The 13,756-nt window shown below is 71.4% G+C and carries 10 protein-coding genes; 6 read left to right on the forward strand and 4 right to left on the reverse strand.

Annotated features, from left to right (window positions below):
* Positions 1-13 precede the first annotated feature (13 nt).
* Positions 14-1,237, forward strand: coding sequence for a polysaccharide pyruvyl transferase family protein (locus EDF33_RS11720; RefSeq protein WP_165918798.1), 1,224 nt, complete (start codon positions 14-16; stop codon positions 1,235-1,237).
* 297 nt (positions 1,238-1,534) lie between these two features.
* Here the strand turns inward: EDF33_RS11720 and EDF33_RS11725 are convergent, their stop codons facing one another.
* Complete coding sequence (locus EDF33_RS11725) at positions 1,535-2,560, reverse strand: GH25 family lysozyme (RefSeq protein WP_207906680.1); 1,026 nt, start codon at positions 2,558-2,560, stop codon at positions 1,535-1,537.
* A gap of 107 nt (positions 2,561-2,667) precedes the next feature.
* Positions 2,668-3,960 (reverse strand): acyltransferase, encoded by a 1,293-nt coding sequence (locus EDF33_RS11730; RefSeq protein WP_165918799.1) that lies wholly within the window; start codon positions 3,958-3,960, stop codon positions 2,668-2,670.
* A 107-nt stretch (positions 3,961-4,067) separates the two neighbouring features.
* Here EDF33_RS11730 and EDF33_RS11735 point away from each other — a divergent pair, with 107 nt between their 5' ends.
* A complete protein-coding gene (locus EDF33_RS11735; RefSeq protein WP_132100110.1) occupies positions 4,068-5,939 on the forward strand; it encodes a hypothetical protein in 1,872 nt (623 codons plus the stop codon).
* 72 nt (positions 5,940-6,011) lie between these two features.
* Positions 6,012-7,043: a lysylphosphatidylglycerol synthase domain-containing protein gene (locus EDF33_RS11740; protein ID WP_165901173.1), complete on the forward strand. Its 1,032-nt coding sequence runs from the start codon at positions 6,012-6,014 to the stop codon at positions 7,041-7,043.
* Positions 7,044-7,222: 179 nt separating this feature from the next.
* Here EDF33_RS11740 and EDF33_RS11745 read toward each other — a convergent pair whose 3' ends face one another.
* Positions 7,223-8,776 (reverse strand): DUF2142 domain-containing protein, encoded by a 1,554-nt coding sequence (locus tag EDF33_RS11745; RefSeq protein WP_131922412.1) that lies wholly within the window; start codon positions 8,774-8,776, stop codon positions 7,223-7,225.
* Positions 8,773-9,258 carry a GtrA family protein gene (locus EDF33_RS11750; RefSeq protein ID WP_131881413.1) on the reverse strand — a complete coding sequence of 162 codons (486 nt, stop codon included), beginning with the start codon at positions 9,256-9,258 and terminating at the stop codon, positions 8,773-8,775. The genes EDF33_RS11745 and EDF33_RS11750 overlap by 4 nt, the downstream gene beginning before the upstream one ends.
* A 113-nt stretch (positions 9,259-9,371) precedes the next feature.
* On the opposite strand from EDF33_RS11750, the gene EDF33_RS11755 reads away from it, so the two are divergent.
* From EDF33_RS11755 to EDF33_RS11765, 3 genes are all read left to right on the forward strand, one after another.
* Positions 9,372-10,508, forward strand: a complete 1,137-nt coding sequence (locus EDF33_RS11755; protein WP_132100111.1) for a 5-(carboxyamino)imidazole ribonucleotide synthase — start codon at positions 9,372-9,374, stop codon at positions 10,506-10,508.
* Positions 10,509-10,630: 122 nt separating this feature from the next.
* The gene (locus EDF33_RS11760; RefSeq protein WP_165918800.1) at positions 10,631-12,301 is read left to right on the forward strand and encodes a glycoside hydrolase family 6 protein; all 1,671 of its coding nucleotides are present in this window, start codon (positions 10,631-10,633) and stop codon (positions 12,299-12,301) included.
* A 353-nt stretch (positions 12,302-12,654) separates the two neighbouring features.
* Positions 12,655-13,752, forward strand: coding sequence for a hypothetical protein (locus tag EDF33_RS11765; protein WP_132100113.1), 1,098 nt, complete (start codon positions 12,655-12,657; stop codon positions 13,750-13,752).
* The last annotated feature ends 4 nt before the right edge of the window (positions 13,753-13,756 follow it).

Genomic DNA, 13,756 nt, shown 5'->3' on the forward strand with positions numbered 1-13,756 from the left:
AGGCTCTCCACCCGTGCGCGTTCTGATCCACAATAGCGATTCGCCCCACAACCGCGGGGACCGGGCGATCCTCGCCGGCAACGTCGAGCTGGTCCGCAGGCGGTGGCCGGACGCCGAGATCGTCTCCCTGTCGCAGTACCCCGAGCGGGACGCCGCCTGGTTCGGGATCCGGTTCCTGCCGGTCTCGCCGTACAGCACCGGCATCGGCGACCTGTTCGCCCTGCTGCGTGCCGCGCGCAGCGCCGACGTCATCCTGTGGGGCGGCGGCGAGATCCTCAAGGACTACACGAACAAGCTCGGCCTCGTGTACTGGTTCGGCAAGATGCTGCTCGTCCGCGCGGTCAACAAGAACCTGATCGGAGCCTTCCAGGGCATCGGTCCGACCACCGCCGGCGTCAGCAAGCGCCTGATCCGCGCCACCGTCGACCTGTGCCGCTCGTTCGCCGTCCGCGACGACGAGTCCCGCGAGAAGCTCCTGGCGTGGGGCGTCCGCACGCCGATCGTGTCGTCGTTCGACCCGGCCGTCGTCGGGACCGTCACCACGCCCGACGCCGACGTGCTCGGACGGCTCGAGCGCACCACCGGACTGACCGCCGAGCGCCTCGAGGGCTCGATCGGCTTCGGCGTCCGCCGCTGGTTCCACTACAAGCGCAGCGGCTGGATCCCGTTCCGCTTCCTGCCGAAGCGCTTCCGACAGACCGGCGTCGACAGCGACAAGCTCGTCACCTACCGCCAGGCCGTCGCCGACCTGGCCGACCGCGTCATCGACCGGTGGGACGCCGACGTCGTGTTCTACCCGATGCACATGGAGGCGTCGGAGGGCGACGCCGCCTTCGCCCGCGAGGTCATCGCCCTCATGCGGCACGCCGACCGCACCCACGTGGTCGAGGCCGACGAGTTCTCGCCGTCCGAGTACGCGGGCCTGATGTCCCGCAGCCGCCTGTTCCTGGCGAGCCGCCTGCACTCCGCGATCGTCGCGACCATCGCCGGCGTCCCCGCCGCGGTGCTCTACTACGTCGACAAGGGCCGGCTGTTCTTCGAGCAGATGGGCCAGCAGGAGTTCTCGAAGCCGATCGAAGCAGCACTCGAGCCGACGTTCGTCGACGACGTGACGGCGCAGCTGGAGCGGCTCGACGCCGACCGCGACGCGGTCCGCGCGCAGCTCGCCGAGGGCGTGGCCCGGATGGCGACCGCGCTCGACGCCGACTTCGCCGAAGCGACCCGCGACGTCCGCTGACACCAGCGGCTCGCGATCGTGAGCCGATGACGGACGGGAGGCCCGTGGCGACACCGCCACGGGCCTCCCGTCCGTCCGGGCGAAGCTCGCCGGCGCGTGGTGCGTGGGCTGCGCACCGTGCGTGCATGGTCGTTTGGTGCGGGCTTGCCCGCTTGGTGCGCGGTTGTGTGTCGGCATGGGGCGTGCAACGGCGCACCGGGTGTCGGAGTCCGCACCGTGCGGCGGACGGGAGGCCCGTGGCGACACCGCCACGGGCCTCCCGTCCGTCATCCGCACCCGTTCAGGGCGTGACGCGCGTCACTCGGTCTTGGCCGCGAAGCGCTTCAGGTACGTGATGTCGTTCCGGTAGACGTCCTGGTCACCCGGGAGCACCCCGCTGGACGCCCACTGCCAGAAGGTCCACTTCGACCAGCTGCGCCCGAGCGTACCCGGCGTGGTGAAGTTCTTGACCGGGTAGATCGCGACGAACAGCGGGTTCTTCGAGAACTGGTTGCTGTTGTTCGTGCAGCGCTTCCACCAGTCGGTGGTCGTGTAGATCGCGGGGTAGCGGTGGATCTTCTTGTAGACGGTGTTCGAGAAGTCCTTGATCCAGCTGCGCATCTGGCCCCAGGTCTTGCCGTAGCAGGTGCCCTGGGCCGCGCTGCCGTACTCGATGTCGAGCAGGGGCGGCAGGGTCTTGCCGTCCTTGCTCCACTGCCCGCCGTGCGCGAAGAAGTAGTTCGCCGTCGCGGCGCCGCTCGCCTGGCTCGGCTGCGCGTACACGTAGCCGCCGCGGTACAGGTTCCGCTGCTTGGCGGTGGCGTACTGCTGCTTGTAGGTCGAGCTGACGTACGAGGTGCCCTCGGTCGCCTTGACGTAGGCGAACCGGGCGCCGTTGCGGTACGCCTGCAGGAAGTTGACGCTCGGCTGCCAGGCGCTGATGTCGAAGCCCTGGACGCGTCCTGGTGGTGGGCCGGAGGCGGTGGCGGCGGAGGAGGTGCTCAGCGACTGGGCGCTCACGCCACCGGCGGCGCTGTCCGGCGCGGTGACCGTGACGTGTGACTCTCCGGCGTGGGCGGCGATGCCGGCCCCCATGGTGTGGTTCCCGGTGCGGTCCATCTCGGCGATGGAGAGCTGCTCGGCTGCGGGTGCAGCGGGTGCAGCGGGTGCAGCAGGTGCAGCGGATGCAGTGGGGGCGGGGGTCGCCGCCGCTGTCGTCGTGGCAGTCGGTGCCGGCGTTGCCGGGGCGGTCTCGGCGACCGCCGTCCCGCTGCCGAAGGTGATGGCCCCGGCGACGGCGGCAGCGGTGCTGAGTCCGAGGATCTTGGTGATCGGTGCGCGCATGTGGTCTCGTCTTCCCTGTCGAGATGCCGTGGGCCCCTGATCACCCACGCCGCGGTCCGAGCGATGCTACCTGGCGAGCGACCGTGCTGTCCGCCACGCGCAGGACGTCAGCGCGCGGTGCGGCTGCTCGCGTCGGTGGCGGCGTCGTCGCTCTCGACCTCGGGCAGGCGGCCGCGGTGCGAGACCTCGGCCGTGGCGTGCTTCTGCCGGCGGTTCATGAAGTTGCGCTCGACGAGCCACCAGAAGCCGATGCAGATGCCGATCACGACCGGGATCACGACGAACACCATCATCAGGAACTGGTACTTCGGGTACAGGCCGAGGGGCAGGAGCAGCAGGTTGCCGAGGCCCAGCAGCGGGCTGTGGAACAGGTAGATCGAGTACGACACCAGACCGGCGAGCACGAACGGCTTCCAGGCGAAGAAGCGGGCGAGCCAGGTGTGGTTGCCGGTGACCGCCTGGCGTCCCATCCAGGTGAGCAGGATGCCGGCGAGGATGCCGGTGACGACCTCGGACGGCCAGGTCTGGTGCTGCCAGTAGTCGCGGTTGCGGAAGAACACGAGCAGGGTCCCGAGGGCCATCGCACCGACGAACGCGCCGCTCGCCCACCGCGGGCCACCGAGCTTCGAGCGCTCGCGGACCACGCCGGACAGGTGCTCGTCGCGGGCCTTGACGGTCAGTTCGGCGGCGAGCATCCCCACCGCGAACAGGCCGACGAACCACGGGTGCATGAACGAGTAACGGCTCTCGGCGCCCATCCACATGCCGATGAGGACCAGGCTCGACGCCGTCGCCCACCCGCCGAAGACCCGCCACAGCGGCAGGATCAGCAGCGGCATCAGGAAGTAGATCTGCCACTCGACCGCGACCGTCCACATCGGGCCGTTGATCTTGCCGATGTACTGCGGGAAGAAGTCGTGCACCAGGAAGAAGTGCGTCAGGAACGTGCCCCAGCCCATCGGCAGCTTCGTGTCCCACTGCGTGCCGCCGGGCTGGCCGAGCACGGGGACGAACAGGATCAGCAGGGCGAACAGCACGAGCGACGCCCAGTACGGCGGGATGATGCGGCGGGCGCGACGCCAGACGAACTTCCAGAACCCGCCGGGCAGACGGTAGCGGTCGAAGCGGGTCAGCACCGGCAGCATGAGCACGTAGCCGGACAGCACGATGAAGAGCGGGACGCCGAGGTAGCCCCAGCCGATGATCGGGCGCAGCCAGGGCAGCTCGGTCGGGCCGGTGCCGGTCGTCCCGGTGAAGAGGTACGCGTGGTAGAAGACCACCGCGAGTGCGGCCAGCCCCCGGAGTCCGTCCAGGTAGGGGAACTCGAGTCGGCCGCCGGCGCGGGGCGCGGGGGCAGCGGAGTCGGCTGCGGGTACTGCGGCGCGGGTTTCGGTGGCCAACGATCGTCCTCGTGGTGGTCGGAGCGGGGTCGCAGGCAGTCTCCCACACGCCGACCCGGCGCCGCGATCAGGCACCCTGTGCCTGGTGTTTCGGTTCGGATGTCATGATGAAGCACGTGACCTCGACGAGCGCAGCCGCAACGCAGATCACCCACGAGCCCGTCCACCGGCGTTCGGGGGCGGTTCCGAGGCGGTACAAGCACGTCGTCGCGCCGGTCATCCTGGCGGTGCTCGTCGTCGTCGGCGTCGGGCTCAGCGCCGCCGTGGCGTACCACAACCGCCTCGGCGTGACGAACGTCGACGGCATCTCCTACATGGGCATCGCGCGCGAGTACGCGAACGGCTGGCTGCCCGACGCGATCAACGCCTACTGGTCGCCGATGGTGTCCTGGATGATGGCGCCGTTCATCGCGGCCGGCCTCGGCATGCAGACGGCCTTCGCGGTCGTGAACTGCTTCGCGGTCGCCGTCGTGCTCGGCATCGGCGGCTGGCTGGTGTGGTCGCAGAACCACCGCATCGTGCCGGCCGTCCTCTTCATGGTCACCGCGATCCCGGCACTGATGAGCGCGGTGTCGGTGCAGACCCCCGACCTGCTCGTCGTCGCGTGGGTCGTCGGCTACCTGTGGGCACTCCGGTGGGCCGACCAGGCGCTGCACGGTTCGACGCGGGCCCGGTTGGTCTCCGGTGGGGTGCTCGGCGCGGTCGCGGCCATCGGGTACTTCGTCAAGCTGTTCCTGCTGCCGGTGGCGGTCGGCGCGGTGATCCTGTGGCTGCTGCTCCGGGTCTGGTCCGCCCGACGCCGTCGCGAGCCGGTACTGCACTGGTGGACGTCGCCCGTGGCCACGATCGTGGTCTTCGCCGTCGTCATCGCGCCGTGGGTGGGTGCCCTGACCATGAAGTACGGCTCGCCGACCCTGGGCTCGTCGCTCTCGGTGAACATCGGCTCGAAGTTCGACGACGGCGGGCGTGCGACCGACTGGCCGTTCCTGCCCGTGCCGCCGAACTCGCACGCGTTCTCGCCGAACGAGGACTTCACCCCGTCGGTCTACAAGCAGGGCCCGATGGAGAACCCGGACCCGTCCGTGGTGCCGCCGACGACCGAGTCGACCACCGAGGACACCGCGCCGAAGGTCACCAAGGACTCCGGCATCGCTGCCCGCGCCGGCTACTACCTGCACGAGCGCATGCTCGCGCTGCCCTACTACCTGCAGAAGATCAGCACGTTCGCGCCGTTCGCGGCACCGATCGCCCTGCTCTTCGCCGCCGCCCTGGTGATCGGCGTGGTCCGGTTCCGCCGGTACGCGTTCACCTGCATCGTCGCGGCGACGACCCTGGTCTACTTCGTCGGCTACGGCATGATCACGTCGTCGTCGAGCGGTGGCGGGAACGCGCGGTACTACTGGCCGCTGTTCTACCTGACGGCGATGATCGGCGCGCTCATGCTGCCGGCCGTCTGGCGGTTGGTCCGACGACGCGGCGTGGTCCGGACGATCGTGGCGTGCGTCGCGATCGCCGTCGTCCCCGTGGCGTCGTTCACGCAGAACTGGATCGGGTCGCCGGCGCCCTTCTACCCGTCGGTGAACCGCACCGAGGCGCTTCGTGTCACCGGCCCGACCGACGTCCCCGAGATCGTGCGGCTCGCCGACCAGATCCGGGCGAGTGGTGCCCTGCCCGAGGACGCCACCGTCATCGGCTCGAACTACCGGTCGCTGTCCTCGTTGGCGTTCCTGACCGACACGCGTGTGTACGGTCGTTCAGGTCAGGGCTACACGTACCACTCGGACGCGATGCGCAAGCTGTTCATCGACGAGGGCGTGCAGTACTTCGTGCAGTTCGACCCCGCCAACGCGCCGGCACGCGACTACTCGATGGCCGGGAAGCTCGTCGGCACGTACAACGCGACGATCTCGTGCAGCGCCGACCGGTCCACCGATCCCGAGATCCCCTGCCGCGTCCAGATCGTCAAGTTCGCCAAGTAGCCGCCGCTCCAGGGAGCGCGCCACACCAGCGTCTACGATGACCTGGTCCCGAAGCCCGGCAGGAGACCACGTTTGTCAGGAACCACCAGCGACACCCCCGCGCCCGAGGGGAAGCGTCCGCCGACCTGGCGACGGTTCCTCGGCAAGGCGATCCCCATCGTCTTCTACGTGCTGCTCGCGGTCTTCCTCGTGCTGTACGTGCGGAGCGTCGACTGGGGACAGCTCGCCGGGCTGGACTGGCAGTGGGGCTGGGTGATCCTGGCGACCGTGATCAGCCTGGGCTTCCGCTACTGGGGCGTCGGCATCTGGTTCTACCTGCTGCGGCGGCTCGGTGCGACCGGCCTGAAGGGCAGCGGCGTCACGCTGACCTACGTGTACGCGAAGTCCTGGATGGGCCGCTACATCCCGGGGGCCGCGACCTGGATCATCGGCAAGGTCTACTTCGCCTCGAAGCACGGCGTCTCGAAGGCCCGGCTCGGCGTCAGCGGCCTGCTCGAGGGCGCGCTGCAGATCGCCGCCACCCTCGCCCTGGCGCTCGTCCTGCTGCTCATCGACCCCCGCACGCACGCGCTCAGCCCGTGGCTCATCGCCCTGATGATCGCGGCGTTCGTCGCCTGCGTCGTGTGCCTGATCCCGCGGGTCTTCGTGTTCCTGATCGGCATCGCGCTGAAGATCCTGCGTCGCAAGCCGCTCGAGGCCGACGTCCGCCCGAACCTCGGCACCGTCCTCGGCGGCGCCGGTCTGTACGTCGCCGGTGCGATCCTGTCGGGCACGGCGTACTACTTCATCACCCTCGGGGTGTACCCGTCGCTCAAGCTCAGCGACGCGGCGTTCGTCATCGGTGCCGCGAGCATGGCCTCGGCGATCAGCATGCTGGCCGTGTTCGCCCCCGGCGGCCTCGGCGTCCGCGAGGGCGTGCAGGCCCTGCTCCTCACCCTCGTCATGCCGCCGGGGATCGCCCTGGTCGTGGTCGTCGTCACCCGCGTGTGGAGCCTGGCGGTCGACGGCCTGTTCCTGCTCTGCGCCGCAGCGCCGACCTGGTTCCGCCGTGGTCGTCCGACCGACGACCCGTCGGCCGTCGAGGGCAGCGCCCCCGCCGCCTGACGCGCACTTCGTGAGCAGGAATGGTCGGGTCCGCGGTGCGCGACCCGACCATTCCTGCTCACCATCCGGGGGCACGCGACGCGCGTGACGACCGACGGGAGGCCCGGTGCCAGCTGGCACCGGGCCTCCCGTCCGTCTGGTGGGGCGTCCACCCCGTCAGCCGCACGCCCGACGTGTGGTCAGGACGCGGGGGCGTCCACTCGACGGTCGGCACGGGCGACCTGGACGACCGACGCGACCAGGCCGACGGCCACCAGCGCGACCACGGCCACGAGCACTGCGGGCGGCACCGGCCCGATCTCCGTGTAGCGGAGCAGCCCGCGCCCCGTCACCGGGAACAGGGCGGCGTTCCAGAACCACGCCGACGCCACCGCGAAGCCGTACACGCCCACGGCGGGCAGCAGGACGGCCAGCGCCACCGCGACCCACGAGCGTGCGCGTCCGGCGGGCACCAGGCGACGCCAGGCCAGGGCGCTCAGCACGATCAGGCAGACGATCGCGGGGAAGTAGTAGCGCCCCTGGGTCGCGGCGACCTCGGTGGTGGTGAGGTACGAGTGCGCGCTCGTCCGGTTCTGGATGCCGATGAGCAGCGCCGGGAACACCGCCAGGCACAGGGCCACCCGCAGGTCGGGGCCGCGCCGGAACGCCCAGCCGACGAGCACGACGAGCGCGATGACCGTCAGGACGGCCGTGAGCAGGTCGCCCATGCTGACCTGTGCCCGACCGCCGAAGCTGCCCCAGAACGTGCGCGCGAGCGTGCCCCAGCTGACGTCGAGGAAGTGCCCGAGCGTCGGGTGCTCGCCGGGCGGGAAGTCCTTCGGCGGACGCATCGCCGTGTAGCCGTTCGGCTGGATCCGGCCGTAGGCGAACCAGTTGTGCACCCACCACCACGCCCCGATACCACCGGACACGGCCATCGTCACCACGGTGCGGACCACCCGTTGCCGCAGCGACAGCACCCCGGCGCCGGCGAAGAGCACGACCACCGCCACGAACGGCACGGCGGGCAGCCCGGTGCCCTTGATCCAGACCAGGGCGCCGAGCACCACCGCGAGCGCGATGGTGGTGCGCCACCGGGTGTCACCGGTGAGCAGCCGGGTGGCGAGCCACACGACGATCCCGGCGACGAGCAGGACGGGGGCGTCGTTCGAGAACGAGGAACCGATGGACGCGAGCTCGGGCGTCGCGAACACGGCGAGCCCACCGACGAGCGCGGCCCGCGGCGACCGGGTCACCCGGCGGACGGACGCCCACGCCAGCAGCGGCAGTGCGGTGACGGCGAGGACGTCGGCGAGCCGCAGCGCGGTGAACGCCCGGTCCCACCGCAGGTCGCCGAAGTCCACGGCACGGAGCACGGCGGCACCGGCGAGGTAGGCGGTCGGCGGGTGCTGTGTCATCTGGTTGACGGTCGACGACGGCCCGGGGGCGTTCTGCAGCAGCTCGCTGACGGTCGACCACTCGCTGGACGGCTTCGTCGCCTGCTCGACCTTCGCGGCCTGCACCGCGTTGGTGACGTACAGGTCGCCCGGGGCGGCCCAGGCGTCTCCGAGCGCGACGTGCACGGCGGCGTCGATGTGCGCCGTCTCGTCCGGGGCCTCGAAGACCGGGACGATCAGCGCCCAGGCGACGAGCCACAGGCCGAAGGTCGCCGTGACGACGGCGATCGCCACACGCTCCCAGCGGGCGGTGCGGGGTGGTGCGGTGGTGCTGGTGGTGGTCTCGTGGGCCGTCACCCGGTCGAGTCTAGGGCGCGTCCCTCGGGTGCGACGTCGGCGGCCGCGGGCTCGGAGCCGGTCCGCTCGGGGTGGTACACCCACACCTTGTAGAGCCAGAAGCGGAAGACCGTGCCGAGCACCAGGCCGACGATGTTCGCGACGTTGTCGGCGAAGACGGAGGTCAGTCCCATCACGTAGTGGGACACCCCGAGGCACGCGAGCGCGATGACCATGCCGCCGAGCGAGACGACGACGAACTCGATGCCCTCGCGGGTGGCGACGGCTCGGCGCTGCTCGCGGAACGTCCAGTACCGGTTGCCCATCCAGTTGACGAAGATGGCGATGACGGTGGAGATCACCTTCGCCCAGAACGGCCCGGAGTGCACCTCGTCGGGGTTCAGGACGGTGATGCGCAGCACGTTGAACACCGTGGTGTCCACGACGAAGCCGACGGCACCGACCACGCCGAAGCGTGCCAGTTGGGCAATGAGGCGCCGCACGTGCCCTCCAGGATCCGTAGAGTTGTCGCGGGCCGTGCACAACGCGACCCGAACAGCGATTGTAGACAACGCGTTCACCCCGGATGGTGCGAACGCCGGAAGGATCACACAGCATGGCGTTGCGCGTCGGGGTCATCGGTGGGGGACAGCTGGCACGGATGATGGTGCCGGCGGCCGTCGAGCTGGGGATCGACATCCGGGTCCTCGCCGAGGGGCCGGGCATGTCGGCCGCCATCGCCGCCACGGCCGAGGGCGACTACCACGACGCCGCGACGGTGCTGGCGTTCGCCCGCGACGTCGACGTGGTGACGTTCGACCACGAGCACGTGCCCCAGGACGTCCTGCGCGCCCTGGTCGACGCCGGCGTGGCCGTCCGCCCCGGACCCGGACCGCTGGCCGTCGCCCAGGACAAGATCACGATGCGCACGAAGCTCTCCGAGCTCGGCCTGCCGGTGCCGGACTGGGCCGCGGTGCACGACCCCGACGAGCTCCGGGCCTTCCTCGACGAGCACGGCGGCCGCGCGGTCGTGAAGACGCCCCGCGGTGGCTACGACGGCAAGGGCGTCCGGGTCGTGTCCGACCCCTCGGACGTCGACGACTGGTTCATCGCCGTCGCCGAGGCCGGCGGCGGGCAGGCGCTGCTCGCCGAGGAGCTCGTCCCGTTCACCCGCGAACTCGCGCAGTCCGTCGCCCGCCGCCCCTCCGGCCAGGTGGTGGCGTGGCCGCTGGTCGAGACCGTGCAGCGCGACGGTGTCTGCGCCGAGGTCATCGCCCCCGCGCCCGACAGCGCTGGACGCATCGCCGACGTGACGGAGTCGATCGCGGTCCGGATCGCCGAGGAGCTCGGGGTCACCGGGGTCCTGGCCGTCGAGCTGTTCCAGACCGCCGACGAGCGCATCCTCATCAACGAACTCGCGATGCGACCGCACAACACCGGTCACTGGACCATCGACGGTGCGACGACGAGCCAGTTCGAGCAGCACCTGCGTGCCGTCCTCGACCTGCCGCTCGGTGCCACCGGGTCGTTCGCCCCGGCCGCCGTGATGATCAACGTGCTCGGCGGACCGGCCGACGGCGACCTCGCCGCCCGGTACCCGGCCGCGCTCGAGGCGTTCCCCGAGGCGAAGTACCACTTCTACGGCAAGGCCCCCCGGCCGGGTCGGAAGATCGGCCACGTGACGGTGATCGGCGACGACGTCGACGACGTCGTCTACCGGGCACGCGCGGCCGCGGCGCACTTCGACGACTGACAACGGGTGTCGGCACTGTTGCCGACACCCGCTCGGGTGCCACCCGCACTGGCGGCTGGCCGCCACTGCGGGCGCATGGTGCCATGGACGGGTCAGGGGTCCGATCGTCCAGGGGAGTGTCCATGCGCCGCCGTCCGCGCCGTGTCGTCGTCTGCGGCGCCGCCGTCGCACTCACCGCCCTCGTCGGCGGGCTGCTGCCCGTCGCGTTCGGGTCGAGCGCCACCGCCGCGACGTCCGCGACGACCATCCGCTCCGCATCGGCTGCGTCGCTGTACGGTGCCGGTCCGTACCGGTCGCCCACGAGCGAAGCAGCGAAGGCGGCCACCGCGCTCGCCGCCTCGGACCCCGCTGGTGCCGCCGCGGCGTCGACCATCGCCCGGTACCCCGTCGCGACGTGGCTCGGCGAGTGGACGCAGGGGACCCAGCTGACCAAGACGATCAGCACGGCGGTCTCGGGGGCCGAGCAGTCCGGCACCACCCCGGTGTTCGTGCTGTACGCGATCCCGGACCGGGACTGCGGCGGGTACTCCGCCGGCGGGTTCTCCGAGGCCTCCTACGACGCCTGGGTCGACCAGGTCACCGCGGCACTCGCCGGACACCGCGCCGCCGTGATCGTCGAGCCGGACTCCCTCGCGATGCTCAGCAACGCGAAGTGCAGCACCACGCTCGACGAGCAGCGCTACCGGATCCTGTCCCGCACCGTCGCCGGGCTCACCGCCGCCGGGGTGCCCGCCTACCTCGACGCCGGCAACTCGAACTGGGTGCCGCCCGCGACGATGGCCGCACGGCTGAACAGTGCCGGCGTGCAGCGGGCCCGCGGGTTCTTCACGAACGTCGCGAACTACTACCCGACCGCGCAGGAACAGGCCTACGCGCAGAAGGTCTCCAGTGCGACCGGGGGATCGCACTACGTGATCGACACTTCGCGGAACGGGCAGGGCTGGCGGGGAACCTGGTGCAACGGACCCGGCGCCGGACTCGGCACCTCGCCCCGGGTCGCCACCGACGGCACCGCGCTCGACGCCCTGCTGTGGGTGAAGACCCCCGGCGCGAGCGACGGCACCTGCAACGGTGCCCCCACCGCGGGCAAGTGGTGGTCCTCCTACGCCCAGGCCCTCGTCGCGAACGCCCGGCTCGGGGTCCCCGCGGCCGACCTCGCGCCGCAGGGTTCGCTCGAGGTCGTCGCCGGCACCGGTGGCGGCGTCCGGGTCCGGGGATGGGCCTTCGACGAGGACGACCCCACGCAGCCCGTCCGGGTCCGTGCCACCGTCGACGGCGTCGCCGCTGGAGCCGTGACCGCCGGACTCCGCCGCACCGACGTCGACGCCGCCGCGGGCGTCGGGGCGACCCACGGCTTCGAGGCCGTCGTCCCGACTGCCGCCGGCGCTCGCCGGGTCTGCGTGACCGCGGTGAACATCGGCGCCGGGTCGGACACCACGCTCGGGTGCGCCACCGTCCGCGCCTTCCGGCACGACCCCTACGTCGCGCTCGATTCGGTGACGGGGAAGAAGGGCGGCATCAGCGTCCGTGGCTGGGCCTTCGACGGTGACGCCGTGTCCGCCGCCAGCACGGTCGCGATCACGGTCGACGGTAAGCGGGTGACGTCGTTGTCGGCGGGACGCGTGCGCGCCGACGTCGACCGGACGTGGGGCTCTGGCACGAAGCACGGCTTCGCCGGCACCGTCGCGCTCAAGGCCGGCAAGCGGACCGTCTGCGCGGTCGCGCGCAACACCGGCACCGGGAAGGACCGGAAGTCGAGCCCCTGCCGGACGGTGACGGTGGCGCGGCGCTGACCGCTCGGGCCCGTTCCGCTGGCAACCCCGCACCGTGCGAGGTGCGAGGTGCCGGTGCTGCCGTCGCACGGTGCGGCACTGCTCAGTCGGTACGAGGTTGATCGCTGGGTGCGGTCATGCAGGCTCGCACGGAGCGGTCAGCGACGACAGGAGTGGCGAACGTGCCACGGTGCTCGCCTGTTCTCCTCCCTGCGCACGGTGCGGCACTGCTCACTCGGTGCGAGGTTGATCGCTGGGTGCGGTCATGCAGGCTCGCACGGATCGGTCAGCGGGCTCCCCGGCGACGAACTCCGCACGGTGCGCGTCCGATCACTGCGTACGAGCCCGGTCGTCCGGTGCGAGAGGATGGGCACATGCCGCGTGATCTCGTCCGCCGGGCCGCTCGTCGACTCCGCCGGGTCGTCGCCGGGACGCCCCCCGTGCCCGTTCCGCTGCCGGTCCTCGGCTACGTCGTCGCGGGCGGTGACGGCGCCCACCCCGCATCCGCCCACGTGCGCGTCGTCCGGCGCACCGAGCACCTGGCGGCCAGCGGCACGGCCGAGGTCCGCCAGGTCGACCCCGTCGCGTTCGTCGACGGGACCGACACGACGTCGTACGCCGCCGTCCTGGTGCAGCGCGACATCCTGCCGCGCGACGCCGTGCAGCCCTTCCTCGCGGCGGCTGCGGCCCGCGGCGTCCGCGTCGCCGGCGAGGTCGACGACGACTTCTTCACCGAGTCCGGCCGCCAGCGCCTCGCCCGCGCCGAGTACGACCCGGACCGCCTCGCCTCGATCGACGCACTGGTCCGCGGTGCCGACACGGTCGTCGTGAGCACACCGGAGCTGGCCGAGGTCGTGCGCCCGGTCGCCCGCGACGTCACGGTCGTGCCGAACGCCCTCGACCCGGGGCTGTGGACCGCTGGCGTGACCGAGGACGACGACGATCGTCCCGGAGCAGAGCACCGGGTGCTGTACATGGGCACGCTCACCCACGCCGCCGACCTCGAACTCCTGCGCGACGTCTTCACCGACCTGACGACCACCGACGGCACGCCGATCCGGCTCGAGGTCATCGGTGTGACCGACGAGGGCGGCGCCGACTGGTTCCGCCGCATCGAGGTGCCGGACGGCCACTACCCGGCGTTCTCCCGCTGGCTCGTGGCGCACCGGGAGCGCTGGCGTGCCGGTGTCGCGCCCCTTCGTGACGAGGAGTTCAACCGCGCGAAGAGCGACCTGAAGTTCCTCGAGTACACCGCACTCGGACTGCCGGCAGTGGTCTCGGACCGGCCCTCCTACGCCGTGGCGCGGGCCCACGGGGCCGTCGCGGTGCCGGACGACGTCGGGGCCTGGCGTGGTGCGGTGCGCGCCGCTGTCGAGCGCGGGACCGCCGACGAACGGGCGGTCCGGTGGGTCACGGGGGAGCGCACGATCGGCCGTGACGACGACGCCTGGCGCCGCGTGCTGCTCGGCTAGGCTC

Source organism: Curtobacterium sp. PhB146 (genome assembly GCF_004342995.1).
GTDB lineage: Bacteria > Actinomycetota > Actinomycetes > Actinomycetales > Microbacteriaceae > Curtobacterium.